Raw genomic sequence first — 17,542 nt, 5'->3', positions numbered from 1 at the left:
GAAGCAGGAGCCCCCGCACCGGATCCCGGTGCGGGGTCTCCTGCTGATCGTCAGGAGACCGTGTCGGGGTTGATGCCGGCCATCAGCGCTTGGAGGAGGCGGCGAAGGTTGTCGATGTCGGAGACATCCCAGCTCTCCAGTGCGCGCACGAGCACCCCCTCCTGCGGAGCGCGCGCGGCGGCGAGCCGCTCGAGCCCGTACGCGGTGGGCGAGAGCAGGCTCGAGCGACCATCGGCAGGATCCGGGGAACGTGTGATGAGACCGAGGGCCTCGAGCTCCCGTACCGTCCGGCTCAGCTGCCCCTTGTCCAGCAGCAGGTGATCCGCCAGCGTCGCCTGCGTCACGGTCTCGTGACGGGCGATGGTCGTGAAGACCTTGTACGCCCCGGGGAGGAGTCCCGGGCTGACGCGATGCGCGTTCTCGCTGATGACGCGACGGAACTGTCCGATGAGGTCGCTGAACTGGGCCTCGAGTGCACGCACGGCTTCGGTGCGCTCCTCGTCGCTCGACTTCTCGGACATCGTCATCACTCTACTTGCGCTCGTCGTCCGCATCCGGCGTGCCCGACGGCGTCGTGATGGCGCCGGTCGCGGTCAGCGTGGCCATGGCCTCGGGAACCGAGACCGTCGCCAGATCCGCCTCGGAGGCGTGCGCCCGCTCCGCCGTCGTCATCCGCGTCAGGGGCGTGTTCGGGAGGAAGACGATCGCCAGCACGCTCAGGACGGCGACGGGCACCGCGATGAGGAACGCGTGCGAGATGCCGTTCGCGTACACATCCTCGAAGATGACCCGCAGCGGCTCGGGCATCGCCGCAACCTGCGGCAGGGTGCCCGAGTTCAGCTGCGTGGCCCACGCTGCGCCCTCCTTGCCGAGCCCGGCCAGCACCGTGCGGACCTCGTCCGCGCGATCGGTGAGCAGGTCCGTCACGCGGGTCGCCAGAGCGGCGCCCATCACAGAGACGCCGATCGTGCCGCCGAGGCTGCGGAAGAAGGTGACTCCAGAGCTCGAGGCGCCGATCTCGCTGGGGTGCGAGGTGTTCTGCACGACGAGCACGAGGTTCTGCATGGTCATGCCGACACCGGCGCCCAACAGGAACATGTACACCGACACGAGGGCGAAAGGCGTGTCGTAGTGGATCGTCGACAGCAGCGCGGAGCCCGCCGTCAGAAGCACCCCGCCCGCGATGAGGTAGGGCTTCCAGTGACCGAACCGGGTGATGAGTGCTCCAACGCCCATCGATGCGACGAGCAGTCCCGCGATCATCGGGATGGTCATGACGCCGGCTTCGGTCGGCGTGGCCCCACGAGCCGACTGCATGTACTGGCTCAGGTACACGGACGCACCGAACATCGCGATACCGGTGGCGATCGATGCGATCACGGCCAGGGTGAAGGTGCGGTTGCGGAAGAGCGTCAGCGGGATGAGGGGTTCGCGCACCCGCAGTTCGACGACGATGAACAGCACCGTTGCGAGGATCGCGCCGCCGACCATGAACAGCGTGTTCGGGCTCCACCACTCGAAGTCCTTACCGGCGAGGGTGATCCAGATGAGCAGAAGCGAGACGGCGGTCGCCAGCAGAACGATGCCCGTGTAGTCGATCGACACCTTGCGCGGTGTGCGCTGGGGCAGGTGGAGGGTGCGCTGCACGATGAGCAGAGCCGCGACGGCGAAGGGGAGCGCGACGAAGAAGTTCCAGCGCCAGCCCCAGGCATCCGTGATCACGCCGCCGAGCAGGGGGCCGCCGACGGTCGCGACCGCCATCACGGCGCCGAACAGGCCCATGTAGCGCCCGCGCTCACGCGGGCTGATGATGTCCGACATGATGACCTGGCTGAGCGCCGCCAGGCCGCCGGCGCCGATGCCCTGCACAGCGCGGAACGCGATCAGCATCTCGGGGCTCTGCGAGAACCCGGCGGCTGCGGTGGCCAGCACGAAGATCGCGATGGCCAGCTGGTACAGCACCTTGCGGTTGGTGAGGTCCGCGAGCTTGCCCCAGATGGGAGTCGTGATCGCGGTGGTCAGCAGGGTCGCGGTGACGACCCAGGTGAAGGAGCTCTGGTCCCCGGAGAGGTCGTGGATGATCACGGGGAGCGAGGTCGAGACGACGGTCGAGGCGAGCATCGACACGAACATGCCCAGCAGCAGGCCGGACAGGGCTTCGAGGACGTGACGACGCGAGGTCTTGCTCGACGCGTCCGTCGGTCGGGAGATGGAGGTGGTCACAGCGGCATCCTTCGGTGGCGGGTGCGGCGTCGTCGGCGCAGTAAGTTGATGTATGTCAACGATTGAGTTGGGTCAACTATATGGTCAATCGTTGAGACGCGTCAACTATTCCCATCCGTCTCGACGGATTCCCCAACTGTTCGAGGGACCCGAGATGCGGTGCGTGGGCCTCCGGGGCGACGTTTCGCGTCCCTCGAACCCGGATGCTGTGCGTCCAAGGGACCCGAATTGCCTCGAATCGGCGGTCGCGGCAACGTTTCGCGTCCCTCGAACCCGGATACGAGGGCGGGGGGCGGCGAGGAGCGGGGGGGCGGCGAGGGGTGGGGGCGAGGGCGCGCGGGAGTTCCGGCGGCCGGGGTCAGTCGCTGAAGACGAGCGCGCGATACTCGCGACGCTGCGGAGCCTCCGGGACCGGGGCGGGCGCGCGACCGCGTGTGGTGCGCAGGTGCAGCTCGTCGATCAGGGCGGTCGCAAGGCGCACGAGCTTGCCGATCTCGACCTCGTCGCGCTCGACCCATGCGCACCGCGGCTCGTCGTCGACCGGAACGAAGCCGTCGTGCTGCTCCCAGGCGACGAGGGTGCGGTCGGCTCCGAGCACGTGCTGCTGCCACCACACCTGGCGGAGGTAACCGCGGGGGATCGATCGCCACGACTTGTTGGTCGTCTTGATCTCCGCCAGCGTCACCCGCCCCTCGGCGTCGACCGCGATGCCGTCGGGGGTCGCGAGGTGCCGTTTCTCCACGACCGCGTGGAACAGTGCGGACGAGGGCTGGATGCCGTGGGTCGCCGCGACCCAGGCGGCGATCTCGGGCTCGCGCCGCCGGCCGTGGTCGGTGTAGGCGTTGCCGGAGAATCTCGAGCCGCCCAGCTTCTGGTCGGCGGCCTTCGCGATCGCCCGCTCACTTGTGAGTGACGCCACATCCGTCGCCGTGATGCCGCGTGAGCGCGCCCGGATCCACGCCACCCGATCGCGGGAGTCCGCGACGATGCGAGCGGCGAGTTCGGGTGTCACCTCTCGAGGGTACGCCCGGTCGCCGACCTCTCCGAGAGCGACATGCGCCGCGGGTGCGCCGGCCTGCCTGCGATTTGGGGCAACGGGCGACGTGGCGTACTCTGGTGATAAGCCAAAGACCGCTGGTCATCGCCGTGCGTGCAAACGTGCCGCGATCGAAGCTCTGCAACGCAGGGGCCCGCGCAGGTGACACTGAACTTCCTCCTTCGGGAATCGAGCTCCGTGCGCTTGCGCCGGAGCTTTTGTCATGTGCGGGTGGTCGAGGCCGACGCTCCGCCACCGCGGGGTGTCACGTTCACATCAAGGAGTGACCATGGCGCAGAAGGATGCATCGGTCGCCGAGCTCACGAAGAACTTCGAGGACTCGACTGCCGTTCTGCTGACCGAGTACCGCGGTCTGACGGTTGCCCAGCTCAAGCAGCTGCGCAACAGCATCCGTCAGGACGCGAGCTACGCCGTGGTGAAGAACACGCTGACCAAGATCGCCGCCAACAACGCGGGGATCACGGCGCTGGACGAGGACCTCAAGGGTCCCTCGGCCGTGGCGTTCGTGCACGGTGACTTCGTCGCCACCGCCAAGGCTCTGCGTGACTTCGCCAAGGCCAACCCGCTTCTCGTGATCAAGGGCGGCATCTTCGAGGGCAACGCCCTGAGTGCCGACGAGGTCAACAAGTACGCCTCCCTGGAGAGCCGTGAGGTTCTGCTGGCGAAGGCCGCGGGCATGATGAAGGCGACGATGGGCAAGGCTGCGGCCACCATCGACGCGCTTCGCGAAAAGCTGGAGACCGCCGAGGCCGCGTAAGCGTCCGGCGAGCTCTTTCCCACACACCCCCACCTATCTAGGAGATACATCATGGCGAAGCTCACCACTGAGGAGCTGCTCGAGCAGTTTGCCGGCCTGACCCTCGTCGAGCTCAGCGAGTTCGTGAAGGCGTTCGAGGAGAAGTTCGACGTCACCGCTGCCGCCCCCGTCGCCGTTGCCGGCGCTGCGGGTGCTGCTGGTGGCGCGGAAGAGGTCGAGGAGAAGGACTCCTTCGACGTCATCCTCGAGGCCGCTGGCGACAAGAAGATCCAGGTCATCAAGACGGTCCGCGAGCTCACCTCGCTCGGCCTCGGCGAGGCCAAGGCCGTCGTCGACGGTGCCCCCAAGGCCGTGCTTGAAGGCGCGAACAAGGAGACCGCCGAGAAGGCGAAGGCCGCTCTCGAAGAGGCCGGCGCGACGGTCACCCTCAAGTAAGGTTCCACACCTTCTTCACGAAGGCCCCGGATGCGTTCGCCGCATCCGGGGCCTTCGTGCGTCCGCGCGCATAGCACCCGCGGATGAGAGCAATCTCATCGAACCGTCATCTTCTCGTAAGCCGCGGAGGGGTCCTCTCTTCGTAGTCTCCTGAATGTCCCCCCAGCAAAACCTCAGGAGATCCATGTCCCCCTCCCAGCCGAGGCGTCCTCTCGCGGCGCTCGCCTTCGGGATCGGAACCGCGGTCGTCGCAGGCATGTTCGTGCCCGCCGTCGCCGTCGCCGCCGAGCCCGCTGACGTCATCATCAACGAGGTGTACCTCAAGGGCGGAAGCGCCAACGCTCCGTTCAACAAGAAGTTCGTCGAGCTGTACAACGCCGGCGAGACCGCGCAGAGCCTGGACGGCTGGTCGCTCCAGTACCGTTCCGCCGATGGAACCGGCGGGCCGTCGGTCACCGAGCCGCTGAGCGGCGTCATCGAGCCGGACGACTACTACCTGATCGCGTGGAACGGCAACGGCGCCGTGGGCGCCGCGCTCCCCGTCACCCCCGACCTGTCGTTCGACAAGGGCTTCAACGCCTCCGGCACGACGGGCACGATCTACCTCGCCGATGTCACTGAGGCGCTGACCCTTCCGACGGGCTCCGTCGTGGGCCAGCCGCACGTCGTCGATCTTCTGGGCTACGGCGCCTCGAAGACCTTCGAGACGAATGTGGTCCCCGTCGCCGGTGCGAACAGCGTTCCCAACTCGCTCGCGCGCACGAACTTCGTCGACTCCGACGACAACGTGGCCGACTTCAGCCACCCGGCGCAGATCACTCCGCAGGCATCCGCGACGTCCGGCACCGATCCCGACCCGGGAACCGACCCCGATCCCGGCACGGACCCGGACCCCGGCACTCCCGCGGTCACGGCGATCGCCGACATCCAGGGCACGGGTGACGCGACGCCGCTGTCGGGCCAGGCCGTCACCACCCGCGGCGTCGTCACGGGCGCATACGCGACCGGCGGCTTCAACGGCTTCACGATCCAGACGCCCGGCACGGGCGGCGCGGTCGACGCCTCGCACACCGCATCCGACGCCGTTTTCGTCTACGGCGGAAGCGGAGAGGCCGGAGCGGCCATCGCCGCGAAGGCCCCGATGGGCGCCTACGTCGAGGTGACCGGTGTCGCCGGCGAGTTCGGCGGTCTCACGCAGATCAACGTCTCGGCGGGATCCGTCACGACGATCGACGAGCAGGTCGCGGCCGTCACCCCGGTTCCGCTGGCCTGGCCCATCGCGCCGGCGGACCGCGAGAAGTTCGAGAGCATGCTCGTCGCCCCGCAGGGTCAGTTCACGGTGAGCAACACCTACACGACGAACCAGTTCGCGGAGATCGGGCTCGCCTCGGGCGAGAAGCCGCTGATCACGCCGACGGACGTCGCGCGTCCGGGCACGCCGGAGGCCGCAGCCGTCGAGGCCGACAACGCCGCGCGCGGTGTCGTGCTGGACGACGGCGCGTCGATCAACTTCCTGGGTGGAACCACCAACAAGGCCGTTCCGCTGCCGTACCTGACCGACGTCGACGTCACCGTCGGTGGAGCGGTCTCGTTCACGCAGCCGGTGATCCTGGACTACCGCAACGGCGCCTGGAAGTTGCAGCCGACCACTCAGGTCAAGGCAGGCGGTCCGCTGCCCGTGACGATCGGCTCGGCGCGCGCCGCATCCGGCCCTGACGCGGTCGGCGGCGACATCTCGATCGCCAGCTTCAACGTGCTGAACTACTTCACGACGACGGCCGCGGACGTGGGCTGCACCTCGGTCTACACCGACCGCGACGGCGACCCGATCACGGCCAATCGCTGCCCGAACAACGGCCCGCGCGGCGCCGCGACCGAGGTCAGCCTGAAGCGTCAGCAGGACAAGATCGTCGACGCGATCAACGCGCTCGGCACCGAGGTCATCTCGCTCGAAGAGATCGAGAACTCGGCGGCCTTCGGCGAGAACCGCGATGCGGCCCTCTCGACCCTGGTCGACGCGCTGAACGCGGATCTCGGCGCTGACGAGTGGGCCTTCGTCCCCTCGCCGACCCAGGTGCCTTCGGGTGAGGACGTCATCCGCACCGCGTTCATCTACAAGGCGGCCGCCGTCTCTCCGGTCGGGCCGTCGGTCATCGATCTGGACGACGCCTTCGTCAACGCGCGCCGTCCGCTCGCGCAGGCCTTCGCGCCGAAGGGCGAGACGGATGCGGCGTTCCTGGCGATCGTGAACCACTTCAAGTCGAAGGGCGACAGCGACCCGAAGCAGACGGGTGACAACGCCGACGGCGAGCAGGGCGCCTTCAACGGCGACCGCGTCCGCCAGGCCAAGGCGCTCGTGGACTTCGCCGCCGAGCAGAAGACCGCCGCGGGAACCGACCGGGTGTTCCTGCTCGGTGACTTCAACTCGTACACGCAGGAAGACCCGATGCAGGTCCTCTACGAGGCCGGGTACACCGACCTCGGTTCGCGCACGGGCAAGCACACGTACTCGTTCGAGGGCGCCAGCGGCTCGCTCGACCACGTGCTGGCCTCGCCCGCCGCGGCCAAGATGGTCACCGGCGTAGATGTGTGGAACATCAACGCGGGGGAGTCGATCGCGCTCGAGTACAGCCGGTACAACTACAACGCGACGAACTTCTACAAGGTGTCGCCCTATCGCTCCAGCGATCACGACCCCGTCGTGGTGGGCGTCGCGTGGAACCCGACGGTGCCGATCAACCTGCTGAACATCAACGACTTCCACGGTCGGATCGACGCCAACACGGTGAAGTTCGCCGGCACCGTCGAGCAGCTGCGCGCCGAGTACGGCGACGACAACACGCTGTTCCTCTCCAGCGGTGACAACATCGGCGCCTCGCTGTTCGCCTCCTCCTTCGAGGACGACCAGCCCACGATCGATGTGCTGAACGCCCTCGAGCTGAAGGCATCGACGGTCGGCAACCACGAGTTCGACAAGGGCTTCGCGGATCTGAAGAACCGTGTGCAGCCCGCCGCCGACTTCACGTACCTGGGCGCGAACGTCTACAAGAAGGGCACGATGACGCCGGCGCTTCCCGAGTACGCCACCTTCGAGGTCGACGGGCTCACGGTCGCGGTCATCGGCGCCGTCACCGAGGAGACGCCGACGCTGGTCACGCCGGCAGGCATCACGGACATCGAGTTCGGAGACCCGGTGGATGCGGTCAACCGCGTCGCAGCGAAGCTCGAGGCAGAAGGCGACGTCGACGTGATCGTGGCCGAGTACCACGAGGGCGCGGCTTTCAGTCAGGTCGATGTCGCGACTCTGCCGGAGAAGCTCGAAGAGGGGAAGGCATTCACGGACATCGTGCAGAAGACCTCGGCATCCGTCGACGCGATCTTCACGGGTCACACGCACATGAAGTACGCGTGGAACGCGCCGATTCCCGGTGAGCCCGGAAAGACCCGTCCCGTCGTCCAGACCGGAAGCTACGGCGAGAACATCGGACACGTCGTGCTCAACGTCGACGCGGACAGCGGCGACGTCGTCTCGTACGAGGCGGAGAACGTCGAGCGGACGAAGACCGATGACGCGCAGCTGGTTGCCACCTACCCGCGGGTGGCGGAGGTCAAGAAGATCGTGGACGGAGCTCTCGCCCGCGCGAAGGTCGTCGGCGACAAGCCGATCGGTTCGGTGAACGCCGACATCACCAGCGCGTTCACGGGCGGTGCCTACACGGGTGGCGTCTACGCCGGTGGCACGCGCGACAACCGCGCGGCGCAGTCGACGCTCGGCAACCTCGTCGCCGACTCGCTCGTGGCGACGCTGTCCGACCCGCTTCGCGGCGGCGCCGAGATCGGCGTGGTGAACCCCGGTGGTCTTCGTGCCGAGCTCCTGCGCGGCGACGATGGCGTGATCACGTTCGCCGAGGCGAACGCGGTGCTGCCCTTCGTGAACAACCTCTGGACGACGACCCTCACGGGGGCCCAGTTCACGCAGGTGCTCGAGGAGCAATGGCAGACGAACGCGGACGGGTCCATCCCGTCTCGTCCCTACCTGGCTCTCGGTCTGTCGAAGAACGTGACCTACACCTACGACGCGGATGCGCCGCAGGGATCCCACATCACGGGCGTCTGGATCGACGGGAAGCCGATCGATCCGAAGGGCTCGTACCGGATCGGCTCGTTCAACTTCCTGCTGACCGGCGGCGACAACTTCCGCACTTTCAAGGAGGGCACCGACACGCGCGATTCGGGTCTCATCGACCGGGACGCCTGGATCTCGTACCTGACCGCGAACAGCCCGGTCTCGCCGAGCTACGCAACGCGCAGCGCCGAGGTGACGGGGCTTCCCGCATCCGTCGCCCGCGGTGCGCAGGTCTCGTTCCAGGTGGGCGGTCTGAACCTCACCTCGCTCGGCAGCCCGGAGACGACCTCGCTGCTGGTGAGCATCGAGGGCAGCACGGCCGTCATCGATCCGGTCGCCGTAGAGAACGGAGCGGCAACGGTCGCCTTCACGGTGCCCGCCGACGCTCCGGCAGGCAGCACGATCGTCCTCCAGGCGCCGCAGACGGGGACGGAGCTGCGCCTGCCGCTGAAGGTGACCTCTGACACCCCGCCGACCACGACGCCGCAGCCTGTGGACCCGAGCCAGCTCGTGCCCGCGCTGCAGGATCTCATCAAGGTCATCACGGGTGAGCTGCGCGCCGGAGCCACGATCACGATCCACGTCGGTACGCAGTACGCGGGCGACTGGGTGACGGTCTGGCTGTACTCGACGCCGCGCCAGCTCGGTGGATGGCACCAGGTGGATGCGGCGGGCAACGTCACGGTCACCCTGCCCGCCGAACTCACGGGCGATCACCGGCTCGTGGTGCTCGACGAGAACGGTCAGGTCATCGGCTGGCAGGCGGTCTCCATCGCGCCCAGGTCGGGAGCGTTGGCCGCCACCGGCGCCCAGACGCAGTGGATCGCGGCTGCATTGCTCGCCGCATCGCTGCTGATCGCGCTCGGTATCGTCGGGCGGGCCGTGCCGGTGCGTCGACGCAGCTGATCGACGACGGATGACGCGAGGGCGTCGGCGCTTCGGCGCCGGCGCCCTCGTTCACACCGTGGCGTCGGCCGTGGCGCGATCCGAGCGCAGCGGGCCGGTGGAGCTGCGCACGATCAGTCGCGGCTTGAGGCGCTGGATGACGGGAGCGAGTGTCGGGTCCTGGATCTGTCGCATGAGCAATTCGACCGCCGCGGCACCCTGCTCCCGCGGCACCTGGCGAAACGTGGTCAGCGCGAACATCTCGGCGAACTCGTGGTCGTCGATGCCGATGACGCTCAGCGCCGCCGGAACGTGCAGGCCGAGACGTCTGGCTGCGATGATGGCGCCGATGGCGACCTCGTCGCAGGCGGCGACGATCGCGGTGGGACGCGTGCGCGCGTCGCTGAGCAGCTCGACGGCGGCGTCGTAGCCGGCGGGCAGTGTGAGCTCCGACTCGGTGTGGGTGGCTTCCTCCGCCAAACCCGCATCCGCCATGGACTGCATGTAGCCGTCGAGTCGCGACGACTCCACGTGCGGCCAGCGGGTGCGCGAGCCCGCCCCCAGGAAGGCGATGCGGCGGTGCCCGAGCTCGATCAGATGCTCGGTGGCGCGCCGAGCGGTCAGCGCATCGTCGAGGGTCACGACACTGGTGCGCTCGTGGTTGCCGACGACGCTCACGACGGGCTTGCCGAGTGCGAGCATGCTGTCCAGCTCGTTCTCCTCGGGCTCGAGCCCGACGGCGATCAGTCCGTCGAACCGTTTGCGCGTGAGGAAGCTCTCGAAGATCCGCTCGCGGGTGTCGCTGCCGGGCTTGGCGTCGTAGAGGGTCAGATCCAGGCCGCGCTCCAGAAGTGCGGCCTGGATGCCCTCCAGCACCTCAGCGAAGAACCACCTGTTGACGTAGGGCATGACCACGCCGATGTTCTGGGTGCGCCCGGTCGACAGGCTCTGCGCGTTGGTCGACGGGACGTAGCCCAGCATCTCGGCCGCACGAGTGACCCGGTCTCTCGTTTCCTGAGAGACGTAGCCGGAACCGCTGAGCGCGCGTGACGCCGTGGACTTGGAAACACCGGCCTGACGCGCGACGTCGGCAATTCCGCTCATGAGAGCCACCCTCTTCCTCGACGGGTGATGTGGGGACGTTCCACATGGTAGGGCAAATTCGCGGCGATAGGGAACCGGTTCCACATAGTGCCAGAGACGCGGGAGCGCTCCCATGACCCCCTCGGATCAATTCGGGAGCGCTCCCATAGCAGGTTATCGAGTTGTGATCGTTCGCTGTTGTGTCGGATGCGGGATTGGATTACGGTGGCGTGGAATCGGTTCCTGAGTGAAGCCGATACGCGGGGCAAGATGCTCCTGCGTGCTCAAAGAGGAGGAATCACATGACCAGGTCACAGCGACGTCGGGTGCTCGTCCCGATGGCTCTGTTGGGAGTCGCCGGCCTTGCGCTCGCAGGCTGTGCCGAGACCAGTTCGTCCCAGGGTGGCGGCTCGGTCGAGGGCGCGACGGTCCAGATCGCCGGCGGTATCACCGGTGGAGAGGCGGATGCGCTCAACAAGTCCTTCGAGCAGTTCACCGCCGACACCGGCATCAAGGTCGTCTACACGGGCGACAAGAGCTTCGAGGGCAACATCGTGACGAAGGTGACGGGTGGCTCGGCCCCCGACATCGCGATCGTCCCGCAGCCGGGTCTGCTCAAGTCCCTCATCGAGACCGGTGAGGTCAAGAAGGGCTCCGACGCGGTCTCCAAGAACGTCGACGAGTACTGGTCCGCGGACTGGAAGAACTACGGCAGCCTCGACGGCACCTTCTACGCGGCGCCGATGCTCGGCAACGTCAAGGGCTACGTCTGGTACTCGCCCGCCAGCTTCAAGGAGTGGGGTGTCGAGGCTCCCAAGACGTGGGACGACCTGCTGACGCTCACCCAGACCATCCGCGACAAGACCGGTGCCGCCCCGTGGTGCGCAGGCTTCGCATCCGACGCCGCATCCGGTTGGCCGGGGACGGACTGGATCGAGGACCTCGTGCTGCGCCAGTCCGGTGCCGACGTGTATGACCAGTGGGTCGCCAACGAGGTCAAGTTCACCGACCCGCAGATCAAGGACGCGTTCGACGCCGTCGGCAAGATCCTGCTGAACCCCGACTACGTGAACGCGGGCTACGGCGATGTCAAGAGCATCAACTCCACCGCTTTCGGTGACGTCGCGGCCGCGGTCGCCGACGGGCGTTGCGCTCTGACGCACCAGGCATCGTTCCTGTCGGCGAACTTCCTCGAGGCCAAGACCGCCTCCGGTGCCACGCCGACCGTTGCGCCCGACGGTGACGTCTACGCGTTCCTGCTGCCCGGCATCACCGCCGACGGCGAGCAGTACGTCGAGGCCGGTGGCGAGTTCGTGACCGCGTTCAGCGACGACGAGGCCGTGCAGAAGGTCGTGGAGTACATGTCGACTCCCGAGTTCGCCGACGCGCGCGTCAAGCTCGGCGGCGTCATCTCCGCCAACAAGGGCGCCGACCCGTCGCTCGCCTCCAGCGAGTTCCTGACGGATGCCATGAAGACGCTGCAGGACCCGTCCACGGTCGTGCGCTTCGACGCCTCCGACCTGATGCCGGCCACGGTGGGTCAGGGCTCGTTCTGGAAGGGCATGGTCAACTGGATCGACGGTCGTCCGGTCGACCAGGTGCTCAGCGACATCCAGGCGGGATACGACAACTAATCCCGTCGGCTCGCTCGCGACCGCGGGGTCGTCCGGTTCTTGTGCCGGGCGGCCCCGCGGCCCCGCCCGCGGGCGGCCGCCCGGAGGACAAGGACCCAGATGTCCCAGACGAAAACGACGGAGCCGCTCGTCTTCCATGACGAGCTCCAGCCTCCGAAATCGCCCCGTGCGCGCAAGATCGCCACGATCATCGCCATCGCCGCCGCGGCTCTCGCCGTTGTGGCGGCCCTTCTTCTGTGGCTGAGCCCGAAGGTCGACGACGCACCGCCGACCTCGCTCGGCTTCTCCCTCAACAGCTTCTTCATCTGGCTCGGCGGTCTGAACCCCATCGTGCAGATCCCGATCGTGCTGATCGTGTTCGGCGCCGTGGTCGGGCTCGTCCTGCTGCTCATCGAGTTCGCGCCCCGTCGCGGACGCGGGTACATGTGGCTGCGCGTCGTCGCGTGCTTCGCGATTCCGCTGCTCGCCTTCATGCTGCTGCGTCCCTACCAGAACGCGCTCGTCTACGTGCTGGCCATCGCACTGGGCGTTGGCGCCCTGCTCTTCTTCGCCGACTATCGATCCCGCGAAGGCGCGGGATACGTGTTCCAGCTCGTCGTGTTCCTCGCCCCGGCGATGCTGCTGCTCCTGCTGGGACTCATCTACCCGGCGATCTCGACGTTCTTCCAGTCGTTCTTCGACAAGACGGGTGACAACTTCGTCGGCCTCGAGAACTACATCTGGACCTTCACGAACCCCGAGGGCTTCTGGTCGGTCATCAACACGGTCATCTGGGCGTTGTTCGCCCCGACGCTGTCGACCATCATCGGCCTCGCGTACGCCGCGTTCATCGACCGCGCGCGCGGGGAGAAGATCCTGAAGGTGCTCGTGTTCATGCCGGTCGCGATCTCGTTCGTCGGCGCCGGCATCATCTGGAAGTTCGTCTACGACTACCGCCAGGGCGAGCAGATCGGTCTGCTCAACGCGATCGTGACCATGTTCGGCGGGCAGCCCGTCGGCTGGCTGGACGCGCAGCCGCTCGTCAACACCTTCGCGCTGCTGGCCGTGTTCGTGTGGACGCAGACCGGCTTCGCGATGGTCATCCTCTCGGCCGCCATCAAGGCCATCCCGACGGAGCAGCTTGAGGCCGCGCAGCTCGACGGCGCGTCGGCCTGGCAGCGGTTCAGGAACGTGACCGTTCCCGGCATCCGCTCCTCGCTGATCGTCGTCCTCACGACGATCACGATCGCCTCGCTGAAGGTCTACGACATCGTCGCCGTCATGACCGGCGGTCGGTCGAACACGTCGGTGCTGGGCTTCGAGATGGTCAACCAGCAGCAGCGGTTCCAGAGCTACGGGCACTCCTCGGCGCTCGCCGTCGTGCTCTTCCTGTTCGTGCTCCCGCTGATCATCTACAACGCGCGTCAGATGCGCAAGCAGAAGGAGATCCGATGAGCGCCGCCGCCCCGACCACGCCGGCGTTCGACGCCAAGGCTGCGCGCAAGGTCGCGCGTGACACACGCCGCAACGAGAAGACGGCGCAGAAGCGGATGACGTCGAAGACGGCCACGCTGATCGCGATCATCATCGCGATCTTCTGGACCATCCCGACCTTCAGCCTCTTCGTCACCTCGTTCCGCCCTGGTGCCGACTCCCAGACGAGCGGATGGTGGACGGTCTTCGTCGACCCCGCGTTCACGCTCAACAACTACTTCGACGCGCTCACCTCCGGTGGTACCGCGTTGACGCTGGGAGAGTCCTTCCTCAACTCGCTCGCCATCGCCATCCCCGCCACCGCCATCCCGATCGCGCTGGCATCGCTGGCGGCGTACGCGTTCGCCTGGATCGACTTCAAGGGCAAGAACGGCCTGTTCATCTTCGTCTTCGCGCTGCAGATCGTGCCGATCCAGATGGCCCTCGTGCCGCTGCTCAGCCTGTTCTCGCGCGGCCTCGAGATCAACGGTGTCGCTGTCTTCCCCGGCTTCGAGCTGCGCGGAGTGGAGCACAGCTTCGCGACGGTGTGGATCGCTCACGCGATCTTCGCCATGCCGCTGGCCATCTTCCTCCTGCACAACTTCATCTCGGAGATCCCGAGCGAGGTGATCGAGGCGGCACGCGTCGACGGGGCCGGTCACGGGCAGATCTTCTTCCGGATGATCCTGCCCCTGGCGATGCCGGCGATCGCGTCGTTCGCGATCTTCCAGTTCCTGTGGGTGTGGAACGACCTGCTGGTGGCCACGATCTTCGCGCCGAGCTCATCGCTGCCGCTGACGCAGACGTTGAACTCGCTGTCCGGATCGTGGGGCGACCGCTGGTACCTCCAGTCGGCGGGTACGTTCATCTCGATCATCGTTCCGTTGATCGTGTTCTTCGCCCTGCAGCGGTTCTTCGTGCGCGGCCTGCTGGCCGGCGCGACGAAGGGCTGACGCCTCGCGCGACGCAGATCAGGGGGCCGCATCCGAGAGGGTGCGGCCCCCTGATGCGTTCACGCGGCAGGCGGATAGGGTGAGCGCATGCACCAGGGGGCGGGCCCATCCGAGCAGGCACTGTCGATCGCCGATCCGGACACCGGCCTCGACGCGCAGGAGGCCGCCCGACGTCTCGCCGCGGGGCTCGGTAACACGGTCGATGCCGACACGTCGCGCAGCGTCTGGAACATCGTGCGCGCCAACGTGTTCACCCTCTTCAACGGCATCGTCGGCGCCTGCTTCCTCGTGCTGCTGCTGGTGGGCCGGTGGCAGGACGCCCTGTTCGGACTGGCCGCCTTCGCCAACGCGATCATCGGCACGGTGCAGGAGTTCCGCGCCAAGGTCGCCCTCGACCGTCTCGCCCTGCTGAACGCGCCGCGCGCCCGCGTGCGACGCGAGGGTCGGGAGGTGGAGATCGCGCCGGCGGAGGTCGTGCTCGGCGACATGCTCGTGCTGCGAGCGGGCGATCAGATCGCTGCGGACGCCGTGCTTGAGCGCTCCGTCGCGTTGCAGGTCGACGAGTCGATGCTGACCGGCGAATCGGATGCGGTCGACAAGCGTCCCGGTGATGAGGTGCTCTCGGGATCGATCGTCGTGGGCGGGGAGGGCGACGCGCGGGTCGACAAGGTCGGTGCGGACTCCTACGCGAATCGCTTCCAGTCCGAGGCCAAGCGCTTCTCGATGGTGCGCAGCGAGCTGCGCACCGGCATCGACCGCGTGCTGAGGTGGGTGAGCTGGGGGATCGGCCCGATCGGGCTGCTCGTGCTCAATGCGCAGGTCATGGTCGCGGGCGGCTGGTCGGTGATCTTCTCCGAGGGGCGCTGGGAGCAGGCGGTCGTCAACACCATCGCCTCGCTCACGGCGATGATCCCGTTGGGTCTCGTGCTCATGACCTCCATCGCCTTCGCGGTCGGGGCGGCCAAGCTCGCCGGCAAGCAGGTGCTCGTCAACGAGTTGCCGGCCGTCGAGGGCCTCGCGAGGGTCGACGTCATCTGCCTCGACAAGACCGGCACCCTCACCGAGGGGGAGATCACCTTCGACGCCGCGCATCCGCTGCCGGATGGCCCGGGTGGCTGGGAGGACGCGCTCGCCTGGTACGGCGCGGCTCCCGATGCCAACGCGACGGCGCGGTGTCTGCGGGAGCCCTACCCGAACGCGCCCGACACGGCGCCGACCGCGCGGATCGGCTTCTCGTCCGCCCGCAAGTGGAGCGCGGTTTCGCTGGCCGGCGACACCTGGGTGCTCGGCGCCCCCGAGATGGTCTTCCCCGAGGAGGCGACCGATGCGGCATCCGTCCTCGGTGCGCTCGTGACCGGACTCGCCTCGCGGGGACTGCGCACACTGGTGCTGGCGCAGGCGCCGGTCGAACTCGACGACCAAGACGTGACGGAGGAACGGCTTCCGACCCCGCTCCGCCCCGTCGCGGTCGTCACGTTCCGGGAGCGCGTGCGTGCGGATGCGGCGCAGACCCTCTCGTACTTCCACGCGCAGGGCGTCGGGGTGCGCATCATCTCGGGCGACAACCCGCGCACGGTCGCCGCCATCGCCCGCGATGTGGGGCTCGATGTCGCCGAGGGTTACGACGCGCGCACGCTCCCCGACGAGCAGGAGGCGCTGGCCGAGATTCTCGAGACGCACACCGTGTTCGGGCGGGTCACCCCCGAGCAGAAGAAGGCGATGGTGCTCGCCCTGCAGAGCCGCGGCCACACCGTTGCGATGACGGGAGACGGCGTCAACGACGCGCTCGCCATCAAGAGCGCCGACATGGGGATCGCGATGAACTCCGGTGCCGCTGCCACGAAAGCCGTCGCACGCCTCGTGCTGCTGGACGGCAGGTTCTCGCACCTGCCGGACGTCGTCGCCGAGGGTCGTCAGGTCATCGCGAACATCGAGCGCGTCTCGATGCTCTTTCTCACCAAGACCGCCTACGCGACGGCGTTGGCCATCCTGTTCGGCACGCTCGTCCTGTCGTTCCCGTTCCTGCCGCGCCAGCTGTCCATCACCGACGGGCTGACCATCGGCATCCCCGCGTTCTTCCTCGCGCTCATGCCGAATGCCCGGCGGTACATCCCCGGCTTTCTGCCGCGCTCACTGGCCTTCGCCCTTCCGTCGGGGCTCATCGTGGCGCTCACACTCACCGGATACGCGCTCGTCGCCCGGTCGATCGGCGTCGGAGAAGACCAGCTGCGCACGGGCTCGACGATCATCCTCGCCGTCGTCGGCATCTGGATCCTGTCGATCCTGTCGCGACCGCTCAACCGCTTCAAGGTGATCGTGATCGGTGTCATGTTCCTCGCCCTGATCACGCTGTTCACGGTGCCGTTGTCGATCGAGTTCTTCCAGCTGGTCGATCCCGGCCGCGAGGGAGCGTACGCCCTGACGCTGTTCGTGATCGGCGCCATCGGTGCGATCGAGATCGTGCGCGTGTTCCACGTACGGTTCGTGCGCGCCTCGCTCGCCCGCTCTCAGGGGGCGAAGGGGTCCGGCGCGGTGTCCCGCGAGCGGAAGTAGCGCGAACCCAACGGCGTCCACAGCACGACGAGGAGGGCGATCTGCAGGGCGATCTGCACGAAGAGCAGGCCGTCCCACGCGTCGCTGGTGACGATGGTGATCACGTGCAGCGTGAGCTGGATGACGCTGTAGACGGTGACGAGCAGTCGGGAGAGCCGGCTGCCCCGCGCGATTCCCGAGGCGACTGCCAGTGTCAGGAGCCCGAACAGGATGATCCCCGCGCCGATGAGCGAGACGGCCAGCACGTCGGCGGCGGCGACGTCGTAGCGGCTCAGCAGCACGAGGATGCCGAGCGCGACGTCGTATGCCCCGGTGAGGGAGACCAGCACGACCGCGAGGGTCACCGCGACGGGGCGGCGGACGTGCTGCTGGTTCACGCGACCA

12 protein-coding genes are annotated in these 17,542 nt (G+C 67.6%); 7 read left to right on the top strand and 5 right to left on the bottom strand.

Annotation, left to right across the window (positions count from 1 at the left end; all coding sequences use genetic code 11):
* Positions 1–50: 50 nt before the first annotated feature.
* The 3 genes from SK224_RS00925 to SK224_RS00915 all read right to left on the bottom strand — a co-directional run bounded on the left by SK224_RS00925 (position 51) and on the right by SK224_RS00915 (position 3,235).
* Positions 51–521: a MarR family winged helix-turn-helix transcriptional regulator gene (locus SK224_RS00925; protein ID WP_320432976.1), complete on the bottom strand. Its 471-nt coding sequence runs from the start codon at positions 519–521 to the stop codon at positions 51–53.
* A gap of 10 nt (positions 522–531) precedes the next feature.
* Positions 532–2,223: an MDR family MFS transporter gene (locus SK224_RS00920; RefSeq protein ID WP_320432975.1), complete on the bottom strand. Its 1,692-nt coding sequence runs from the start codon at positions 2,221–2,223 to the stop codon at positions 532–534.
* 358 nt (positions 2,224–2,581) lie between these two features.
* Complete coding sequence (locus tag SK224_RS00915) at positions 2,582–3,235, bottom strand: YqaJ viral recombinase family protein (RefSeq protein WP_320432974.1); 654 nt, start codon at positions 3,233–3,235, stop codon at positions 2,582–2,584.
* A gap of 313 nt (positions 3,236–3,548) precedes the next feature.
* Here SK224_RS00915 and rplJ point away from each other — a divergent pair, with 313 nt between their 5' ends.
* From rplJ to SK224_RS00900, 3 genes are all read left to right on the top strand, one after another.
* Entirely contained in the window at positions 3,549–4,037 is a 489-nt protein-coding gene (gene rplJ / locus SK224_RS00910; RefSeq protein WP_137417805.1) for a 50S ribosomal protein L10, read from the top strand.
* 51 nt (positions 4,038–4,088) lie between these two features.
* Positions 4,089–4,472 (top strand): 50S ribosomal protein L7/L12, encoded by a 384-nt coding sequence (rplL, locus tag SK224_RS00905; protein ID WP_036290173.1) that lies wholly within the window; start codon positions 4,089–4,091, stop codon positions 4,470–4,472.
* A gap of 184 nt (positions 4,473–4,656) precedes the next feature.
* Positions 4,657–9,504, top strand: coding sequence for an ExeM/NucH family extracellular endonuclease (locus SK224_RS00900; protein ID WP_320432973.1), 4,848 nt, complete (start codon positions 4,657–4,659; stop codon positions 9,502–9,504).
* Between the two features lie 51 nt (positions 9,505–9,555).
* On the opposite strand, the gene SK224_RS00895 is transcribed toward SK224_RS00900, so the two are convergent.
* On the bottom strand, positions 9,556–10,587 hold the full coding sequence (locus tag SK224_RS00895) for a LacI family DNA-binding transcriptional regulator (protein WP_320432972.1): 1,032 nt from the start codon (positions 10,585–10,587) through the stop codon (positions 9,556–9,558).
* A gap of 281 nt (positions 10,588–10,868) precedes the next feature.
* Between SK224_RS00895 and SK224_RS00890 the strand changes: the two genes are divergently transcribed.
* From SK224_RS00890 to SK224_RS00875, 4 genes are all read left to right on the top strand, one after another.
* Complete coding sequence (locus SK224_RS00890) at positions 10,869–12,200, top strand: ABC transporter substrate-binding protein (RefSeq protein ID WP_320432971.1); 1,332 nt, start codon at positions 10,869–10,871, stop codon at positions 12,198–12,200.
* 99 nt (positions 12,201–12,299) lie between these two features.
* A complete protein-coding gene (locus SK224_RS00885; RefSeq protein ID WP_320432970.1) occupies positions 12,300–13,634 on the top strand; it encodes a sugar ABC transporter permease in 1,335 nt (444 codons plus the stop codon).
* Positions 13,631–14,605: a carbohydrate ABC transporter permease gene (locus tag SK224_RS00880; RefSeq protein ID WP_320432969.1), complete on the top strand. Its 975-nt coding sequence runs from the start codon at positions 13,631–13,633 to the stop codon at positions 14,603–14,605. Before SK224_RS00885 ends, SK224_RS00880 begins: the two co-directional genes overlap by 4 nt.
* A gap of 87 nt (positions 14,606–14,692) precedes the next feature.
* Positions 14,693–17,158, top strand: coding sequence for an HAD-IC family P-type ATPase (locus tag SK224_RS00875; RefSeq protein WP_320432968.1), 2,466 nt, complete (start codon positions 14,693–14,695; stop codon positions 17,156–17,158).
* On the opposite strand, the gene SK224_RS00870 is transcribed toward SK224_RS00875, so the two are convergent.
* The gene (locus tag SK224_RS00870) at positions 17,113–17,535 is read right to left on the bottom strand and encodes a hypothetical protein (protein ID WP_320432967.1); all 423 of its coding nucleotides are present in this window, start codon (positions 17,533–17,535) and stop codon (positions 17,113–17,115) included. The genes SK224_RS00875 and SK224_RS00870 overlap by 46 nt on opposite strands.
* Between the last annotated feature and the right edge of the window lie 7 nt (positions 17,536–17,542).

Source organism: Microbacterium sp. BG28 (genome assembly GCF_034044005.1).
In the GTDB taxonomy this organism is placed as follows: Bacteria; Actinomycetota; Actinomycetes; order Actinomycetales; family Microbacteriaceae; genus Microbacterium.
This window is presented reverse-complemented; position numbering and strand designations above follow the sequence as displayed.